Raw genomic sequence first — 15,608 nt, forward strand, 5'->3', positions numbered from 1 at the left:
CCCGCCGCCGCCCCCGCCGCGCCGCCACCCCACCCCGGGGCCTGTGATGCGGCGTCAGGTCACCATCGGTACCAGCGGCGGCGTCCACCGCCTTCGGCGGCCCGGAACACAAAGCCGAGCAGCCATACGACCAGCACGATCACCGCGATCCACCAGAGGGCCTTGAGGGCGAAGCCCGCTCCGAAGAGGACCAGGGCCAGCAGCAGGACAAGCAGCAGGGGAACCATGTCGTCAACCTCCTGACCCCGCGTGTGCCCCGACTCGCCCTCACCATGCGTCACCCCTCATGGGTGCTCCATCGGCCGTGGGGGTCGCCCGCGCCGGCCGACGCCTCGTCATGGCGTCCGAGGCCGTCCGGCCCCCGCCCCGCACTCCGGTGCGCACCACGCCGGCCTCCGGTACGCCGTCGGCCGCGAACCCCCGGCACCGCTATGCGGGGAGCAGCCGCACCTGGCCCCGGGGCAGCCTGGCCCACCAGTGCTCGTGGCGGCTGTAGACCCGCGGGTCGCGGCCGGCCAGCAGCGCCGTCAGGGAGCGGGCCTCGTCGGCCAGCCCGTCCCACACGCCGGGCGCCAGATCGTGGAAGGCCGTCGCCTCGATGCCGCCGTCGGCCGGACGCCACACGCCGGCGACCCGGCCGTCGACCAGCAGTGTCGGCAGGACGTCCCCGTTGACGCGGATCACCAGCGGGCGGAAGGCCGGGGGGATCACCCGGCCGCGGTCGGCGTACGCCAGCAGGACGCTGTCCCACATGGCCATCAGCCGGGGTGGGGCCGGGGTGTCGGCGGGCGGTCGCGGGGCGCCGGGGACGTCGAACAGGGCCGTGCCGTCCGGCCCCTTCAGCTGTTCCACCGTGCCGTCCAGCGCGCGCAGCGCCGCGCGGACCGGTGCCCGCTGCACCATGGCGAACTGCGCGACGTCCGCGACCGACGCCGGCCCGAAGCCCTCCAGATAGCGCAGCACGAGGGTCCGCAGCGCCTCGGGAACCGGCTCCCGGCCCGAGCGCGGCGGCGCCGTCCCGGCGGCGACGAACGACGGGCGAGTGCCGAACGACCACGGCCCGCCCGTCGGGACGTGCAGCAGCGGCGCGTACGACCGCAGCCCCCACCACGCGCCGGCCTGCTTCCCGGCGCCGAGCCGCCGCTCCAGCCAGGCCTCCAGCTCGGCGGCCGTCCGCTGCCGCCCGGCGAACGCCAGCAGCTCCGGCACCAGCTCCTCGGCGTCGGCGGGCGTGAGCCCGGCCGCCGCGAAGCGATTGCCGAGCCTGGACGCGTACAGCGTCTGCTGCATCGCCGCGCGGAAGACCTCGTGGTCGCCGACGTGGACGGCGTGCAGCGTGATGCGCATCAGCGTCGCCTTGACGACCTCGCGGGCCGTGAAGGCCGCGTCCAGCTCCGCCGGGTCGAAGCCGGCGACCCGGTTCCACAGCGCGAGGTACGGCGAGGCGGGCGTCTGTGCCTGCAGCGCGACGACCCGGCGGATCGCCTCGCCGACCGGCAGCGGCTCCCGGCGCAGGAGGAGCTGACGGGCGAGCGTGGCCCGGTTGAGCTCGAGTGCGGTGATCTCCACGCCCCGGATTGTGCCGGGGTGGGCGCGCCGTGACCAGGGGGGTGAGTCGCAACGGGAGCGCGGGCAGGCGAGGATGGGGAAGGACAGCACGACTGAGACGGAGGAGGACCCCGTGCCATTGGTGGGCGAGTACGAACCGAGCCCGGAGAGCTGGGTGCGTGAGCAGGTCGAGCGGTACGAGAGCTCCGGGGGCACCGAGGGAACCACGTTGCGGGACCGGCCCGTGATCATCCTGACGACCCGCGGTGTGAAGAGCGGCAAGATCCGCAAGACGCCCCTGATGCGGGTGGAGCACGACGGGCGTTACGCCGTGGTGGCCTCGCTGGGCGGTGCCCCCAAGCACCCGGTCTGGTACCACAACGTCGTCGCCGACCCCCGGGTCGAGCTCCGGGACGGTCCCGAGCGCTGGGACATGACGGCCCGTGAGGTGTTCGGCGAGGAGAAGGACCAGTGGTGGGACCGCGCCGTCGAGGCCTGGCCCGACTACGCGGACTACCAGAAGAAGACCGACCGCGAGATCCCGGTCTTCGTCCTGGAGCCGGCGGCCCGACCCCACTGACGGCTGCCTCCCCGCGCCTGACGCGCATGAACGGCGCCGCGGCGGCAAGGCGTGCGGTGCGGGTGCCGGACCACGTTTCCCCCGTCGTGGTCCGGCACCCCGCCGGCCGGACGCTCAGCGGGGCTGGGGCTGGGGCTGGGGCAGCGTCTGCACCTGGATGTCGTCGAGCCCGAGGGTCCGGCCGTCGGCGTCGCGGATCTCGAGCGGGGCCACCGGACGGCCGGTGGCCTTGTCGACCATGCCGAGCCGGACCTCCCCGGGCTCGAAGAGGTTGGCCTCGCCCCACTGGCGCAGGGCGAGCAGAACGAGCCGCAGGCCCTTGCCCTCCTCGGTGAGCTCGTACTCCCGGTAGGGGCTTCCGTCGGCGGCGGGGACCGTGCGCAGCACCTCGTGCTCCACGAGCTTGGCCAGCCGGGCGCTCAGGATGTTCTTGGCGCAGCCCAGGCTGCGGTGGAAGTCGTTGAAGCGGCGCACCCCGTTGAGGGCGTCCCTGACGATCAGCAGCGTCCACCAGTCGCCGACGACCCCCAGGGTCCGTGCGACCGGGCACGACGCGTCATTGAAGTCCTTCTTCTGCATCTGCCTCACCCGGTTTCAACATTAAACCGAGTGGGCGGAGGGGGCAAACACCGCGCCGGGCCGATCCCGCGGCCGGCGCCCGGCGCGGTGCGGCCCGGCGGGAAGGGGCTACTCCGGCCGCGGCGGGACGTAGAAGCCGGTCGTGGCGGCGACCGCGGCGGCCGCGGTCTCCTCCGAGGCGCCCGAGGCGGCGTACGCCGTCCCCCAGGCCCGGCTGCTGCCGGTCGTGAACTCCCTGGCCTCGTCCGTGAACTGCCACTCCTCGGCCTTCTCGGGGCCGATCTCGCGGCCGGCCAGGAAGAAGGCGAGACCCAGCAGCGTGAGGTCCCAGCCGACGCCGACCGCCCCCGGGCCGAACTGGTCCCACATGCCGGGCGGCACCACGGCCACGTGCTCCAGTTCCAGGACCGTCCGCTCCTCGTCCTGCGCGGTCAGCCGCACCTCCACCTCGCTGAACCCGGGCGCCTCGCCCATGACCCAGCTGACCCGGAGCAGCTTCGGCGGCTCGCAGCGCAGGATCTCGCCGCCGGCGTTGCCCTGCAGTTGGTAGCGGCCGCCGAGCCGCAGGTCGCCGCTGACCGGGAGGAACCAGCGCCCGAGCCGCTCCGGGGTGGTGCAGGCGTCCCACACGTCCTCCGCGGCGGCGTCGTACGTGCGGCGGAGGAGCACCGTGTGGGCCTCCTCTCCGGAGACCTCCCGGCTGCCGACCTCGCGGTGGATGGCGTTGATCTCGTCGACGATGTTCATGGCGTGTCTTCCCGTTCCCTCCCGGAGTCGCGGGCCTGTCCCGTCTCCGGTCGCTGCTGTTCCTGTGCGAGGCGCCGTTCCCGGCGCCCCCGGGCGAGTTCCGTGCCGAGCGCGTCCAGGCGCTGCTCCCAGAAGCCGCGGAAGCGCTCCAGCCACACGTCGACCTCGCGCAGCGGTGCGGCCTGGACGGCGTAGAGCCTCCGGGTCCCCTCCGCCCGCACGACGGCGAAGCCGTTCTCCCGCAGCACCCGAAGGTGCTGGGAGACGGCGGGCTGCGAGATGCCGAACTCCCTCCTGATGACCTCGGTGATCGCACCGGACGGCTGCTCCCCGGAGGCGAGGAGCTCCAATATGCGGCGCCGCACCGGATCGCCGAGTACGTCGAATGCGTGCACGCCCGCCACTATGACACTGCCCGCTTATATAAGCAATGCCTTATGGATTGCGGTGGGCGGGAGTGGCGCCGGGGTCCGGCGGAGTCCCGCGGAGTCCCGCGGAGTCTCCTGCGCGCCCTTTCCGGCCGCCTGAGCAGCGAGGACGCGCCGTAGCGCGGCGCTCACCCCAAGGGAGGAGGAAGGAACCGGGCATAGGGGTGGCTTCCGGGGCGTTCCCTGACGCGGGCCCCCGGGCCCACGGCGTAGGACTGGAAGGGTCCGGCCGGCACGGGCCGCGTTTCCGAAGGAGTGATGACCATGCGCCGCATCCGCGTCCAGCGACCGAAGAGGCCGGCGCCGTCGCGCCCCCCCATCGATCTGCGGACCCCGTCGGGCAGGCCCCTGCCGTACTGACGCCCATCCCCCAGCACACCGTGCACGTCCAGAAGGGTCGCCATGAGATGAGCGACACGACCTGCCGGCCGGCGAGCGCCGTCCCGGCCTTCCGCCCGGTCTTCGCCTACCTGATCAGGCGGCTGCGCTACCTCGCCGGCGGCTTCCGCCGCGCGGCCGTGGCCGGGTGACGGCGCTCGTGGAACCCGACGACACGACCGGTGAGCCGCCCTCCGGGTCCAGGAGCCCGTGGGCGGCCGCCGGCATGGTCCTGCCGCCCGCGGCGGCCCTTTTCGTCCTGTTCGGCGGATGGGACGAGGCCGCGGTCCGGATGTCGTCCGTGACGGCCTGGCTCTCCCAGTTCTGAGGGTGCCGGGGTCGCGACGGCCCCTGGGGTCCGTCCCCCGGACGGGCCAGGCGGAGCCCTGTTGCGCGTCGGCGCCGACCGGGTGACCCTTGACGTGATTCGGGTGCACCGGAACGCGAGGTGGACTGTGGTCGAGCCAGCTGTGACGATCCGGCAGGACGGCGACGGCTATGTGGTGACCTGCCCGGGGACCGACGCGGTCGGCCGCGGGCCGACGGAGACCCAGGCGTGGACCGACTTCTGGGCCGCCCTGCACGCCGACTGGAAGCCCCCGGAGGAGCTGAAGGCGGGCCCCGGAGAGGAGCATGTGCGCGGCCTGAGGGTCCTGCGCCTGTTCCTTTGACGCCTGTCCGGACGCCTGTCCAGGGCTGTTGATGGCGTTGATGGCTGTTCACGGCTGCCGACGCCTGCGACGCGGGTCCCTCGCCCTTCCGGGCATGTCCCGGTCACGCGGGCGCGCCCCCTGCGCGCACGCGGTGACAGCCGCCGGCCGTTCAGCGGGCCCTGCCCGACCACAGCGGCTCGACGCGAGCCCACTCCCGCTCCCACGTCCGCAGCCGCCCCCGCAGCAGGACGGCGGCCGCGGCGTGGTGCGCGCCCCAGGCCGCGGAGGAGCCGAGCAGCAGGCACGCGACCCCCAGGACGACGGCGGCGCCCCGCGCCCCGGCCGTGCTGCGGGGCTCGGGCGTCGGCGAGCCCCGGTCGTCCACCCATATCCGTATGCGCTCGCCCCTCTCGACGGGACGGGCGACCGGCACCTCGCCGGAGCGCGACCGGCCGCGCGGGTACTCCCACGCGGCGCGTACCGGGGGCACGGACCGGATGCCGTGTTCCTGGAAGTACGTCCCCGTCGAGGTCAGGGCGGTGCCGGCGACGAGGTGCCGGTGCCCGCGTTCGGCCACGGCCTGCGCGCGCTCCGCCCGGTGCACGGCGAACGCCACCCACACCGAGGCGAGTACGGCGACGGCCATCAGCAGCGCGGCGGCGAGCCGGGGGAGGGTGTGCGCGCACGGGCGATGCCGGGCCGGGGGCACGGCGGGACAGTCGCAGAGCATCATGGGACCCCCCTCGTACGAGGCACTGGACCGCGAGACGCGGCCCGCACGCCACCCGACTGCCGTCATGCTGCACCCGCGGGGCGGTGCCGCGCGGGTGTATGGGCTACTCCGCCACGGCCGGCGACGTCGTCCGCGGGCGGGGCACCCGGTGCCGGCGGCCCGCGGCGGGCGTCGGCCGGGAGAGCGCGATCACGCCGCGTCCGGCCGCCGCGGCCCCCGCGAGCGCCACCGCCAGGCCCACCGAGCCGCCCCGGAACCCGTCACCGAGCAGCAGGACACCGACGCACCCCGCCACCACGGGGTTCGCCAGGGTGACCCCGGCCAGGGCGATCCCGAGTCCACCGCGGTAGGCCTCCTGCGACCACAGCATCCCCGCGATCGCCAGGACGCCGGTGCACCCCGCCGCCACGACGAGCATCGGGTCCGCGACCGCCGCCCCCGGCCCGTCGTGGGCCAGACGCACCGTCAGGCCCTGGGTCAGGCAGGAGGCGATCCCGAACGCCGCCCCCGCCGCCGTCGCGAAGCGCAGTCCGCGCAGCACCGACCGGTCCGCTCCCCACGGCACCCGGACCAGTGCCACCGCCCCCGCCGCCGTGCCCGTCGCCAGCAGCACCAACTCCGTGCCGCCGAGCGCCCGTTCCGTACCGGGGGGCGCCGTGGACAGCAGGATCGCCAGCAGACCCAGTACGGTCAGCCCCGCCCCGCGCCACTCCTGCGGCCGGACGCGGCGCCCGCCGAGGGCCGCGTGCAGCGGCAGCGCCAGCACGAGGGTCAGCGCGCCCAGCGCCTGCACCACGGTCAGCGAGCCGTACCGCAGCGCCACCGCGTGCAGGCCCGCGCCCACCGCCTGGAGCGCCACCGCCAGCGTCCACATCCCGCCCGTCGGGGTCCGCCCGGCCGCAGCCGTCCGCTCCTGCGCGACCGCCGCCGTCGCGTAGCACACCGCCGACAGCAGGGCCGCCGCCAGTGACGGCACGCTGCCGCTCATGCGATCGCCCTCGGTACGGACATGGGGCTCCTCCTGCGGTGCGGGGGGTAGTGGCGAGGGCCTCCAGCACATCGTGTTCGCCACCCCCTCGGCATCAGGGTCGACCCCGAGCCGCCCCCCAACCCTGGTCGGGGACGCCCGTCGCAGACCATGCCCGCGGCCGGGAGCCGGCCCAGGGTGAGATGGGGGTCGACGGCGTCGTCGACGCGGTCGCCGGCCCCGAGGTACGCGGTGTGCCCGTCGCCCTCCCAGGTGAGGAGGCGGCCGGAGGAGAGCTGCCGGGCCAGTACCCGGGCCTCGGAGCAGGGGGTCGCCGGGTCCCGCGTCGTGCCGACGACGAGGATCGGGGCGGCGCCCGGCGCGGTGACGGGTCGGGCCGGCTGTCCGCGGGCGCCGGCCAGTGGGCGCGGAGCGACGGCTGTCGCGCGAAGTACTCGCCGGACTGGGCCGACTCGCGGACGAAGCCGGGGAGTGCCGCACTGCCGCACGCTCCTGCGCGGGGGTGGCGCGCGGGCGGAGCGTGCCGCTGAGGCAGCTGATCGCGACGAACGCGTCACCGTTGGACCCGGAGCCCTCGAGCGCCCCGGTGCGTTGCCGCACCGGCGGTGCTCTCGCCGGACCGCACCTCGCGGAGCGCGGTGCGCAACGTCTCCCGCTCCGGGACCAGGAGCGCCGTGGTGACCGCGCCGAGCAGGACGTCGCCGTCGACGACGATGTCCATGCCCTGCCGCAGCGGGGCCCGGTCCAGGGCGTCGACCAGGTCGTTCAGGCGGCGGCCGGCCTCGGCCGCGGAGCGACCGGCGGGGCAGTCCGGCCGAGCGGCGCAGTCTCGGCCGCGAAGGAGTCCCCGGCGATCTGATACCCCCGGGCCCGGCCCCGGTGGCTGCGCAGTCCGTCCAGCGCGGGCGGAGGCGGACAGCGGACCGCCCCGGGCCCGTGTGCGGGCCCGGGGCGGAACGCCGTGCGCGGGGGATGCGGGGCGGTCAGGCCTCGCCGCCCTGCGTGCGACGCCGGCGCAGGAGGAACACGCCGCCGGCCGCCGCGGCGGCGAGGAGGGAGGCGCCGGTCAGGCTCTCGGCGGTGTTCATGCCGGTCGAGCCGCCGAAGCCGGTGTCGGGAGCGCCGTAGTCGTTGTCGTTGTCGCGGTCGTTGTCACGGTCGTTGTCGCGGCCGTAGCCGTGGTGGCGCTTCTTGTAGCACTTGCGGTCGTGGTCGCGCCCGCGGTCGCCGTAACCGCCGCGGTTGCCGTAGCCACCCCGGTCGCCGTAGCCGCCGCGGCCGTTGTCGTCGTCGCCCCGGTCGTCGCCCCGGTCGTCACCGCGACCGCCGTGGCCGCCGCGGTCGTCACCGCGACCGCCCTGGCCGCCCCGGCCGTGCCCGCCCCACGAGCACTTGTCGCGGCCGTGGCCACGGCCGTAGTTGCCGTAGTCGTCCTCGTAGTCGTCCCCGTACTCGTCGTCGTTGTCGTCCGGCCCGGGGCCGGGGTCGGTCGTGGTGGTTCCGCCGTCGCGGTCACCGGTCGTGGTGGTGGTGGCGGGGACGGTGAGGGTGCCGACGCTGCCCTGGTCGGACTTCGGGCCGATCATGCAGCTGACGGTGATGGTGTACGTGTTCGCCGGCGCGTCCTCGGGGATCGTGAACGTACCGGTCAGCGGGCCGCCCGGGCTCGCCGCGTTCAGGGCCAGGGCGTTGCGCAGCAGGCCGGACGGGAAGGCGTTGGCGTTCACCATCGCGCCGGGCGCCTGGCAAACCTCCGAACTGGCGGTGACGGTGACGGAGCGTCCGGTCTGGGCGACGTTGACGTCGACCACGGCGAAGGCCTGCGAGTTCGGAAGGACGACCGCCGCAGCGGTCATCGTCGCCATCGCCAGGATGCGAGCACCACGCATGGAGCTGAACCTCCTTGTGGACGGGGCAGGCGGGATGTGGCCCCCGGCACGACTGCCAGCGCGTCCTCGAGACCTATATGGCGATCATCCGCAGCCGCTCCGCACCCCGAGACGGGCGGAGGTGTGCGGCCGAATGGGGTGGGGACGTGCCGCCACGCATCACGTTTTCGCAGGTCAGGTGTGGTGTTATGGGCCGTATAAGAAAAATGTGAAGAGATGTCCAACCGGGTGACGCTGCATCAGTTAATCTTTCCTCAGCGGCCACCGGCGGACCCGTCCGCCCGGCCGGGCAACCGGCTGACGTCGCGTCAGTCGGCTTTGCCATGCCGCCACATGGGCGTCGCACCGGTTTCCGCCGGCGACCGATGGACCGTCAGATCATCTGCGTCCCACCCGTATTGCCCCGCCCGGAGGATGCGCGGTCAGAAGCGGATGCGCGCGGCGACCGGCAGATGGTCGCTCCCGGTCGCGGGCAGGGTCCGTACGTCCGAGACGGTCGCGGACCGCGCCAGGACCTGGTCGATCCGGGCCAGCGGGAACCGTCCCGGCCAGCTGAACGCCAACCCCGACTCCGGGGTGTTCAGCCGCGAGGTGAGCGGGGCGAGGCCGCGGTCGTCGACGGTGCCGTTGAGGTCCCCGAGCAGGATCACGCGGTCCAGTCGCTCGGCCGCGATCTCGGCACCGAGGAGGGCCGCGCTCTCGTCCCGTCTGCCGGAACCGAACCCCGCCGGGCCGAGGCGCAGCGAGGGCAGGTGCGCCACGTACACGGCCACGTCCCCCTGCGGCATCCGGGCGGTCGCCCGCAGTCCGCGGTCCCAGTCCTCGCCGAGGTCCGCCGGCCGGATGTCGATCCTGCGCCCGTCCACCAGGGGATATCTGGACCACAGCCCGACCGTGCCGAAGGAGACGTGATGGGGGTACGCCGCGTCCAGGGCGGCACCGAAGTCCGGCAGGAGGGACGGGGTCAGCTCCTGGAGGGCGATCAAGTCCGGCTTCGCAGCCGCCAGTTGTCCGGCCGTACCCGCCGGATCCGGGTTCTCGTCACTGACGTTGTGCTGCACCGCGACGAGGTCGTACGCGGAATCGCCGCGCGGGCCCGAGGGATTCGCGAAGAGCGCGAGCCACGCCGCCAGCGGCACCATGAGCGCGCACAGGGCGACTCCCGAGCGCCGCACCAGGGCGACGCACAGCAGGGTCGGCACGCCCAGCCCCAGCCACGGAAGAAACGTCTCCAGCAGGCTCCCCCACCGGCCGGGGCCGTTGGGCACCGCGGAGTGGCAGACGAGCAGCAGCGCCAGCAGGAGCGCCAACGGGCTCCCGTCCCACCGTCGCGGGCCGCGCCATCCGCGGCCGTCTCCTGCCGGGAACATCCGCCCGTGATCCGCCTGCCCGTGAGCCGTCCGCGTCAGTGATCGCACCCAGCAACGACGCCGGACCGCGCGATCCGGTTCCCGCGTGGCCCGCGACCGGGCCCGCATCCCCGGCCACGACCCGGCTAGGACGCCTCCCGCTCGTCCTCGACGACCCGGAACTCCGCCGGCCCCAGCGTGAGCACACCGTCACTCAACGGTGTGCACCGCACCCCGCCCTTGCCGCGCAGCGCGCGCTGCGCTCCCGGGCCGATGACGGCGTCCATCCAGGCACAGGGCCGGGCGGGGCGCCGCACCGCGAACAGGACGGGCCCCGCCCCGGTGTCCAGGGACACGGTGGTGCCCACGTACGCGTCGATGTCGACGCCGCGGAGCAGCACATTGCGGCGGGTCTGCCGCAGATCGGTCTGCGGATCGATGTCCAGCGGCAGGTTCTCCGCCGCCATGAGGGTGACGGAGGCGTCGCGGTGGGCCGGCCGCGCGTAGTAGCGGTCGCCCACGAGCCCGAGTCCGCTGCGCACCTCGGCGCTGCGCACCAGCTCCCCGTCCGGCGCCGCGGAGGGGCCCTCCGACGGCCGCCCCGTGTAGCGGTGCGCGGGGGACACCAGCAATTGCACGACCTCGACCTGCTGAGACATGCGGCCAGCCTAATTCGCCGCCTTGCATCCGCGGCGCGGCCATGTCTCAGGGCCGCCCGCGGTGGTGCCGGTCCCACGCGGCCCGGGTGACCGCTGCGGGGCGTGGCAGCGGGGAGCCGTCGACGTACAGGTCGACGTGCTCGTTGTAGAACGCGACCATGCCCGCGATGGGGGCGCACGGCGGCGTCGGGAAGTCGTAGGCCCAGGCGAGGTCCTCGTGGGTGGCGACGTCGCCGTCGAACGACCAGTAGCCGCTCGTCGTCCCCTTGTAGGGGCAGCTCGTCACCGTCTTCGTGGGGCGCAGCCGGGTCCAGTCGACGTACGTGCGCTCGACGTAGTAGCGGGTGGGCAGGCCGGTCTCGAACAGCGTCACCGAATGCGGCGCGTCCGCCAGCACGGCGCCGTCCACCTCCACGCGGACACTGCTGGCGGAGCGCAGGGCGTCCACCCTGGTGTAGGGGCTCCTCGGATGGACGAAGACCTGTTCGTCCTCCTCGTACCAGGCGTCGAGCGCCTCCCACCGGAAGCGCGCGGTGCCCGGCAGCGGCCGGGGGGCGCCCTCGTCCCAGACCCATGCCGCACCCTCGCGGACCTCGGTCCCGACGCGCAGCGAATGGCGTCGCGCGGGACCGGGGCTCAGCCGGCCCGCCCGCCCCTCGTCGGTGAGCACGCCCTCGACCAGGTCCCGGACCGGGATGCTGTACTGCGGGTAGCCGGGCCACTCCCACACGTACAGGGCGCTGCGGGTGTCGAGGACGGTCCGGCCGCCGACCAGGGCCCGGATGCGCCGCGGGACGGGCTCGACGTGCCCGGCCGGGACGATCAGGCCGGGGTAGTTCACGCTCTCGTCCGCCATCGGGGATCACCTCGGGTCGCTCGCCGCCGCCGTACGCCCAGCTTCTCCGGCCCTCGCGCCGACGGCCACCCCGGCGCGGGTTCCGCCCCGCGCACGACGCCCCCCGGTGTCGGGGCGTGCCGCGTCGTGCCGTGCCGCGTCGTGCCGTGCCGTGCCAGGCGGGGCCTGCCGGGCGGGGCCTGCCGGGTGGCGCGTGGCGAGCGGGGCGGGGCGGTCAGGCGCCCACGGTGCCGTCGACGCCCTCGCGCAGGAAGTCCGCGTGCCCGTTGTGGCGCCCGTACTCCAGGAGCACATGGACTATGACCATCCGCAAGGAGACGTCCTCGCCCCAGCGCGGCTGGTGTCCGGCCAGGTCCAGGGACGCGGCCTCCTCCTCGATCCGCCGTGAGGTCTCCACCTCGGCCTCCCAGGCGGCGAAGGCCTCGGCGCGGGTGGACGCGCTCGCGTCGTAGGCGGCCTGGAAGTCGACGACGTCGGACCAGACCATGGGCGCGTCGTTGTCCTCGAACACCCGCCGGAACCAGGCGCGTTCCACCTCCGCCATGTGTCGCACGAGGCCGAGCAGCGACAGCGTGGACGGGGGCATCGAGCGCTGCCGCAGCTCCTCGTCCGTGAGCCCCCGGCACTTCATGGCCAGGGTGGCGCGGTGGTAGTCGAGGAAGGCCCGGAGCGTCTCGCGCTCGCTGCCGAGCAGGGGCGGGCCCACGCGGTCGTCGTCGATCACCGAAAGCTCCTCGTCCGTGGCGAACTGCGGGGGGACAGCCTCTCATTCCGGCCCGCGCCGGTTCGGGCCCGGGTGGACCGGCGCGGGCCGGCCGGGCCGTCCGCGGGGAGCGGGGTGTAAATGGACCGTTAGGTCAAGAATCCGTAGCATCGGGGCCATGGCGCGACCCCGGGGTTTCGACGAGCGGCAGGTCCTGCGGGCTGCCCGCGAGGTGTTCTGGGACCGCGGCTACGCCGCCACGCCGCTGGAGGACCTGACAGGGGCCACGGGCCTGGGCAAAGGAGCCTCTACGGGGCGTTCGGGGACAAGCGGCAGCTCTTCCTCCGCGTGCTGGACGACTCCGGGTCGAGTAGATCGACGGCGCCAGGGAGGCGCTGGGCGGGCCCGGCCCGGCGATCCGGCGGCTGGCCCGGGTGCTGGAAGGCACTGCCGAGGGGGTACGGATCCGACCTCCGCCGGCGCGGCTGCCTCCTGGTCAACAGCACGTCCGAACTCCACGGCCGGGAGCCGGAGGTGGTCGACCGCTCCCGGGTGACCTACCAGGAGATGGAGGACCTCCTGGCGGCGTGCGTGAAGGAGGCGCAGCGGGAGGGCGACCTGGATCCGGAGGCCGATCCGCAGGTGCTGGGCCGGCTGCTCCTGGCCGTGCTCCACGGGATGGAGTTCCTGGCGAAGACCCGGATGGACGCCGAGGGGCTGCTGGAGATCGGCCGGGCCGCGCTGGCCCGCCTTCCGCGCCCCTGACCGGAGGGGTATTATAGCGGGCGCTACAGATTTCCGTGAGGCAGGAGGCCGTGATGGCGGGAGGACGGCCGCGCGCCTTCGACGTCGACGAGGTGCTGGACCGGGCGCTCGAGGTGTTCTGGCGCCAAGGCTACGAGGGCACCGGGATCTCGGACCTCACCCGCGCCATGGGGATCAACCCGCCCAGCCTGTACGGCGCCTTCGGCAACAAGGAGGAGCTGTTCAAGCGGGTCCTCGACCACTACGCCGACGGCCCCGCCCGGTACATCCGGGAGGCGTTCGCCGAACCCGACGCGCGCCGCGTCGTCGAGCGACTGCTGCACGGCGCCGCGGACGCCACGACCCGGCCCGACTGCCCTCCCGGCTGCCTCACCGTGCAGGGTGGTCTCGCCTCGTCCCCCGGCTCCGAGGCGGTGCGCGACGAACTCACCGCACGCCGCGCGGCCGGCGAGGCCGCGCTGCGGCTGCGGCTGGAGAAGGCCCGGGCCGACGGGGAACTGCCCGAGGACGCCGATCCCGCCGATCTCGCCCGCTACTTCGTCACCGTCTACCAGGGCGTCGCCGTCCAGGCCGCGGGCGGCGCGGGCCGCGAGGAACTGCACCGGGTCGTCGATCTCGCGATGGGCGCCTGGCCGGCGGGTCCGTCGAGCGCCTGACGGCCGGGCGGCGGCCGGCTGACGGCCGGCCGCGGCCGCCTACGATGGGGCGCGGGAGTGACGTCGTCGTACGGGTGAGCCGGATGTGCCCGCAAGGAGGTCCGGGGTCGTGAGCGCCAACAGCAGGCTGACCATCGCCGTCCATGTGCTCACGTGGATGGCCCTGGACCGGCGCGACGACGGCCCGGCGGCCACGTCGGAGCGGATAGCGGCGAGCGTCAACACCAACCCCGTGGTCATCCGGCGCTGCCTGGGCGACCTGCGCAGGGCGGGACTGGTCGAGTCCCGGCGAGGCGCGGGAGCCGGCTGGAACCTCGTCCGGGAGCCCGAGGCGATCACCCTGCTCGACGTCTACCGGGCGGTCGAGGACGGCACGCTCTTCCGTCTGCATCCCGCCTCCCCGAACGCGGACTGCCCGGTCGGCCATGGCATCGGCCCCGCCCTGCGAGAGGTGTACGACGGGCTCCACGAGGGGATCGAGCGGCAACTCGCCTCCACCACCGTCGCCGACGTACTCCGCGACACGCTCGCCCGGCAGCGCTGAGCCACCCGGACGCGGAGTACCGGCCCTCGCCCGGGCAGGGGGCCGGTGCGGCGGCGACCGACGCCCGCCGTACCGGCCCCCTGACGCTCCCCGCACGGCGGCGGGGCGCTGTCGCGGGCGGTCAGATCTGGTTGATGCCGCCGTCGACGTAGAGCTCGATGCCGGTGATGAAGGTGCTCTGGTCCGAGGCGAGGAAGACGGCCGCGGAGGCGACCTCGTCCGGGCGGCCCATCCGGCCGAGCGGCACCTGGCCGGTGAGGAAGCCCTTGAGCTGGGCCCGCTGCTCCGCGTCGGCCGCGAGGCCGTCGATCCCGGGGGTGTCGATCGGGCCGGGGCTGATGGAATTGACCCGGATCGCGCGGCCCTTGAGCTCGTTTGCCCAGGTCCGGGCGAAGGACCGCACCGCGGCCTTGGACGCGCCGTACACGCCGAAGGCCTCGCTGCCGACGGAGCCGGCGGTGGAGCCCGTGAGGATCACCGAGGCGCCGTCGTTGAGGAGCGGGAGCGCCTTCTGCACGGTGAAGAGCATGCCCTTGACGTTGTTGCCGAAGGTCTCGTCGAAGTGCTGCTCGGTGACCTGCTCCAGGGTGGCGAAGCCGCCGCCGCCCGCGTTGGCGAACAGGACGTCGACGCGGCGCCCGTGCTGGGCGACGGTGGCGTAGAGCCGGTCGAGGTCGGCCAGGTCGGAGACGTCGCTGCGGACGCCGGTGGCCCGGGGGCCGATCGTCGCGACGGCCGCGTCGAGCGCGTCCTTGCGGCGGCCGGTGACGAACACGTGCGCGCCCTCGGCCGCGAACCGCTGCGCGGTGGCCAGTCCGATTCCGCTGGTGCCACCGGTGACGATGGCGGTCTTGCCGTCAAGCTGTCCCATGAGGGTCTCTCCGAATCGCAATGAGTGATCGCCGCACCCCCGGAAGAAACGTAACAATATTTGTTACATATCTGGGCGGGGGGCGCCCTCGCCGCCCGTGGAGGGGGTGAAGGGGGGGTGGGGCGAGTTATGTAGTGGTCGATATGAAACTAGGTCGGCCCGTGCGCCATGTCAAGCGCGGCCTGCGGCGACTCCCGCACCGGGGCGGTCCGGTGGATTTTGACCGTTGCCCCCGGTGAAGGGCCATGCGCCTGGGGGTGGAGGGCGACAAGATCGTCAAGCTGCGCCTCTTCGAGGGCGCCCTCCCGGCCGAGCGGGCCTTCAGGGGGCTGACGCGCGGCCCGCTCGGACGCCCGCGGCGTCGACGGGCCCGGATTCCGGCCGCAACGACCCATGCCCACCTGAGGCGTTCCCGCGAGACGTATCCGGTGCCGAGCCGCGGCCGGACGGGGGAGGCCGTGCCGGGACGGGCCCCACCAGGACGGCGTGAAGCCGTCGTTTCGCCGGAAGCGGGACCACATGGGGCGGTTCCGGCGCCCCTCGCCGGTCCTGGGCTTCGCATGTGTGCAACTGCGCGTACTCCCCCCGGATTTCGTCTTGTCACCCGGGTGTGATCGCGGCGAGGGTGCAGGGCGAGCCGCGGGCGCGATGGTGCGCCGCATTCGACGTCCCACTACCGAGC

General features: G+C 74.3%; 22 protein-coding genes. 7 read left to right on the forward strand and 15 right to left on the reverse strand.

Annotated features, from left to right (window positions below; genetic code table 11):
• Positions 1–59: 59 nt before the first annotated feature.
• The gene (locus AB0F62_RS40545) at positions 60–227 is read right to left on the reverse strand and encodes a hydrophobic protein (protein WP_361811208.1); all 168 of its coding nucleotides are present in this window, start codon (positions 225–227) and stop codon (positions 60–62) included.
• Between the two features lie 202 nt (positions 228–429).
• The gene (locus AB0F62_RS40550; RefSeq protein WP_361811210.1) at positions 430–1,569 is read right to left on the reverse strand and encodes a winged helix DNA-binding domain-containing protein; all 1,140 of its coding nucleotides are present in this window, start codon (positions 1,567–1,569) and stop codon (positions 430–432) included.
• A 112-nt stretch (positions 1,570–1,681) separates the two neighbouring features.
• Between AB0F62_RS40550 and AB0F62_RS40555 the strand changes: the two genes are divergently transcribed.
• Positions 1,682–2,128: a nitroreductase family deazaflavin-dependent oxidoreductase gene (locus tag AB0F62_RS40555; protein WP_361811212.1), complete on the forward strand. Its 447-nt coding sequence runs from the start codon at positions 1,682–1,684 to the stop codon at positions 2,126–2,128.
• Between the two features lie 114 nt (positions 2,129–2,242).
• Here AB0F62_RS40555 and AB0F62_RS40560 read toward each other — a convergent pair whose 3' ends face one another.
• The 3 genes from AB0F62_RS40560 to AB0F62_RS40570 form a co-directional block, all read right to left on the reverse strand.
• Positions 2,243–2,707 (reverse strand): helix-turn-helix domain-containing protein, encoded by a 465-nt coding sequence (locus tag AB0F62_RS40560; RefSeq protein ID WP_361811214.1) that lies wholly within the window; start codon positions 2,705–2,707, stop codon positions 2,243–2,245.
• A 108-nt stretch (positions 2,708–2,815) separates the two neighbouring features.
• The gene (locus AB0F62_RS40565) at positions 2,816–3,454 is read right to left on the reverse strand and encodes an SRPBCC family protein (protein WP_361811216.1); all 639 of its coding nucleotides are present in this window, start codon (positions 3,452–3,454) and stop codon (positions 2,816–2,818) included.
• Complete coding sequence (locus AB0F62_RS40570; RefSeq protein WP_361811218.1) at positions 3,451–3,858, reverse strand: metalloregulator ArsR/SmtB family transcription factor; 408 nt, start codon at positions 3,856–3,858, stop codon at positions 3,451–3,453. The genes AB0F62_RS40565 and AB0F62_RS40570 overlap by 4 nt, the downstream gene beginning before the upstream one ends.
• Before the next feature lie 431 nt (positions 3,859–4,289).
• On the opposite strand from AB0F62_RS40570, the gene AB0F62_RS40575 reads away from it, so the two are divergent.
• The 3 genes from AB0F62_RS40575 (at position 4,290) to AB0F62_RS40585 (ending at position 4,931) form a co-directional block, all read left to right on the forward strand.
• The gene (locus tag AB0F62_RS40575) at positions 4,290–4,412 is read left to right on the forward strand and encodes a hypothetical protein (protein ID WP_361811220.1); all 123 of its coding nucleotides are present in this window, start codon (positions 4,290–4,292) and stop codon (positions 4,410–4,412) included.
• 8 nt (positions 4,413–4,420) lie between these two features.
• Positions 4,421–4,588: a hypothetical protein gene (locus tag AB0F62_RS40580; protein WP_361811222.1), complete on the forward strand. Its 168-nt coding sequence runs from the start codon at positions 4,421–4,423 to the stop codon at positions 4,586–4,588.
• 127 nt (positions 4,589–4,715) lie between these two features.
• Positions 4,716–4,931 (forward strand): hypothetical protein, encoded by a 216-nt coding sequence (locus AB0F62_RS40585; RefSeq protein ID WP_361811224.1) that lies wholly within the window; start codon positions 4,716–4,718, stop codon positions 4,929–4,931.
• Positions 4,932–5,082: 151 nt separating this feature from the next.
• Here AB0F62_RS40585 and AB0F62_RS40590 read toward each other — a convergent pair whose 3' ends face one another.
• From AB0F62_RS40590 to AB0F62_RS40630, 9 genes are all read right to left on the reverse strand, one after another.
• Entirely contained in the window at positions 5,083–5,646 is a 564-nt protein-coding gene (locus AB0F62_RS40590; RefSeq protein WP_361811226.1) for a hypothetical protein, read from the reverse strand.
• Positions 5,647–5,749: 103 nt separating this feature from the next.
• Entirely contained in the window at positions 5,750–6,634 is an 885-nt protein-coding gene (locus tag AB0F62_RS40595; protein WP_361811228.1) for a DMT family transporter, read from the reverse strand.
• On the reverse strand, positions 6,631–7,191 hold the full coding sequence (locus AB0F62_RS40600; RefSeq protein ID WP_361811230.1) for an alpha/beta hydrolase: 561 nt from the start codon (positions 7,189–7,191) through the stop codon (positions 6,631–6,633). Before AB0F62_RS40600 ends, AB0F62_RS40595 begins: the two co-directional genes overlap by 4 nt.
• Positions 7,188–7,355 carry a hypothetical protein gene (locus AB0F62_RS40605; RefSeq protein ID WP_361811233.1) on the reverse strand — a complete coding sequence of 56 codons (168 nt, stop codon included), beginning with the start codon at positions 7,353–7,355 and terminating at the stop codon, positions 7,188–7,190. The genes AB0F62_RS40600 and AB0F62_RS40605 overlap by 4 nt, the downstream gene beginning before the upstream one ends.
• A gap of 262 nt (positions 7,356–7,617) precedes the next feature.
• Entirely contained in the window at positions 7,618–8,523 is a 906-nt protein-coding gene (locus AB0F62_RS40610) for a hypothetical protein (RefSeq protein ID WP_361811235.1), read from the reverse strand.
• Between the two features lie 422 nt (positions 8,524–8,945).
• Positions 8,946–9,893, reverse strand: coding sequence for an endonuclease/exonuclease/phosphatase family protein (locus AB0F62_RS40615; RefSeq protein ID WP_361811237.1), 948 nt, complete (start codon positions 9,891–9,893; stop codon positions 8,946–8,948).
• A gap of 125 nt (positions 9,894–10,018) precedes the next feature.
• On the reverse strand, positions 10,019–10,531 hold the full coding sequence (locus AB0F62_RS40620) for a molybdenum cofactor biosysynthesis protein (RefSeq protein ID WP_361811239.1): 513 nt from the start codon (positions 10,529–10,531) through the stop codon (positions 10,019–10,021).
• Positions 10,532–10,577: 46 nt separating this feature from the next.
• The gene (locus AB0F62_RS40625) at positions 10,578–11,387 is read right to left on the reverse strand and encodes a DUF427 domain-containing protein (RefSeq protein ID WP_361811241.1); all 810 of its coding nucleotides are present in this window, start codon (positions 11,385–11,387) and stop codon (positions 10,578–10,580) included.
• A gap of 214 nt (positions 11,388–11,601) precedes the next feature.
• A complete protein-coding gene (locus AB0F62_RS40630) occupies positions 11,602–12,111 on the reverse strand; it encodes a DinB family protein (protein WP_361811243.1) in 510 nt (169 codons plus the stop codon).
• Positions 12,112–12,438: 327 nt separating this feature from the next.
• Between AB0F62_RS40630 and AB0F62_RS40635 the strand changes: the two genes are divergently transcribed.
• The 3 genes from AB0F62_RS40635 to AB0F62_RS40645 all read left to right on the forward strand — a co-directional run bounded on the left by AB0F62_RS40635 (position 12,439) and on the right by AB0F62_RS40645 (position 14,055).
• Complete coding sequence (locus AB0F62_RS40635) at positions 12,439–12,855, forward strand: TetR family transcriptional regulator C-terminal domain-containing protein (protein WP_361811245.1); 417 nt, start codon at positions 12,439–12,441, stop codon at positions 12,853–12,855.
• A 53-nt stretch (positions 12,856–12,908) separates the two neighbouring features.
• Positions 12,909–13,511 (forward strand): TetR/AcrR family transcriptional regulator, encoded by a 603-nt coding sequence (locus AB0F62_RS40640; RefSeq protein WP_361811247.1) that lies wholly within the window; start codon positions 12,909–12,911, stop codon positions 13,509–13,511.
• 109 nt (positions 13,512–13,620) lie between these two features.
• A complete protein-coding gene (locus AB0F62_RS40645) occupies positions 13,621–14,055 on the forward strand; it encodes an Rrf2 family transcriptional regulator (RefSeq protein ID WP_361811249.1) in 435 nt (144 codons plus the stop codon).
• A gap of 121 nt (positions 14,056–14,176) precedes the next feature.
• Here the strand turns inward: AB0F62_RS40645 and AB0F62_RS40650 are convergent, their stop codons facing one another.
• Positions 14,177–14,926, reverse strand: a complete 750-nt coding sequence (locus AB0F62_RS40650) for an SDR family oxidoreductase (protein ID WP_361811251.1) — start codon at positions 14,924–14,926, stop codon at positions 14,177–14,179.
• Positions 14,927–15,608: the final 682 nt, after the last annotated feature.

The sequence above is a fragment of the Streptomyces sp. NPDC026673 genome (assembly GCF_040638135.1).
Lineage (GTDB): Bacteria > Actinomycetota > Actinomycetes > Streptomycetales > Streptomycetaceae > Actinacidiphila.

Excerpts from the sequence above, each read along its gene's own strand:
- AB0F62_RS40640 (WP_361811247.1), top strand. The coding sequence starts at position 12,909 with ATGGCGGGAGGACGGCCGCGCGCCTTCGACGTCGACGAGGTGCTGGAC.
- AB0F62_RS40615 (WP_361811237.1), bottom strand. The coding sequence starts at position 9,893 with ATGTTCCCGGCAGGAGACGGCCGCGGATGGCGCGGCCCGCGACGGTGG.
- AB0F62_RS40650 (WP_361811251.1), bottom strand. The coding sequence starts at position 14,926 with ATGGGACAGCTTGACGGCAAGACCGCCATCGTCACCGGTGGCACCAGC.
- AB0F62_RS40625 (WP_361811241.1), bottom strand. The coding sequence starts at position 11,387 with ATGGCGGACGAGAGCGTGAACTACCCCGGCCTGATCGTCCCGGCCGGG.
- AB0F62_RS40565 (WP_361811216.1), bottom strand. The coding sequence starts at position 3,454 with ATGAACATCGTCGACGAGATCAACGCCATCCACCGCGAGGTCGGCAGC.
- AB0F62_RS40545 (WP_361811208.1), bottom strand. The coding sequence starts at position 227 with ATGGTTCCCCTGCTGCTTGTCCTGCTGCTGGCCCTGGTCCTCTTCGGA.
- AB0F62_RS40590 (WP_361811226.1), bottom strand. The coding sequence starts at position 5,646 with ATGATGCTCTGCGACTGTCCCGCCGTGCCCCCGGCCCGGCATCGCCCG.
- AB0F62_RS40620 (WP_361811239.1), bottom strand. The coding sequence starts at position 10,531 with ATGTCTCAGCAGGTCGAGGTCGTGCAATTGCTGGTGTCCCCCGCGCAC.
- AB0F62_RS40610 (WP_361811235.1), bottom strand. The coding sequence starts at position 8,523 with ATGCGTGGTGCTCGCATCCTGGCGATGGCGACGATGACCGCTGCGGCG.
- AB0F62_RS40605 (WP_361811233.1), bottom strand. The coding sequence starts at position 7,355 with ATGGACATCGTCGTCGACGGCGACGTCCTGCTCGGCGCGGTCACCACG.
- AB0F62_RS40595 (WP_361811228.1), bottom strand. The coding sequence starts at position 6,634 with ATGAGCGGCAGCGTGCCGTCACTGGCGGCGGCCCTGCTGTCGGCGGTG.
- AB0F62_RS40575 (WP_361811220.1), top strand. The coding sequence starts at position 4,290 with ATGAGCGACACGACCTGCCGGCCGGCGAGCGCCGTCCCGGCCTTCCGC.
- AB0F62_RS40560 (WP_361811214.1), bottom strand. The coding sequence starts at position 2,707 with ATGCAGAAGAAGGACTTCAATGACGCGTCGTGCCCGGTCGCACGGACC.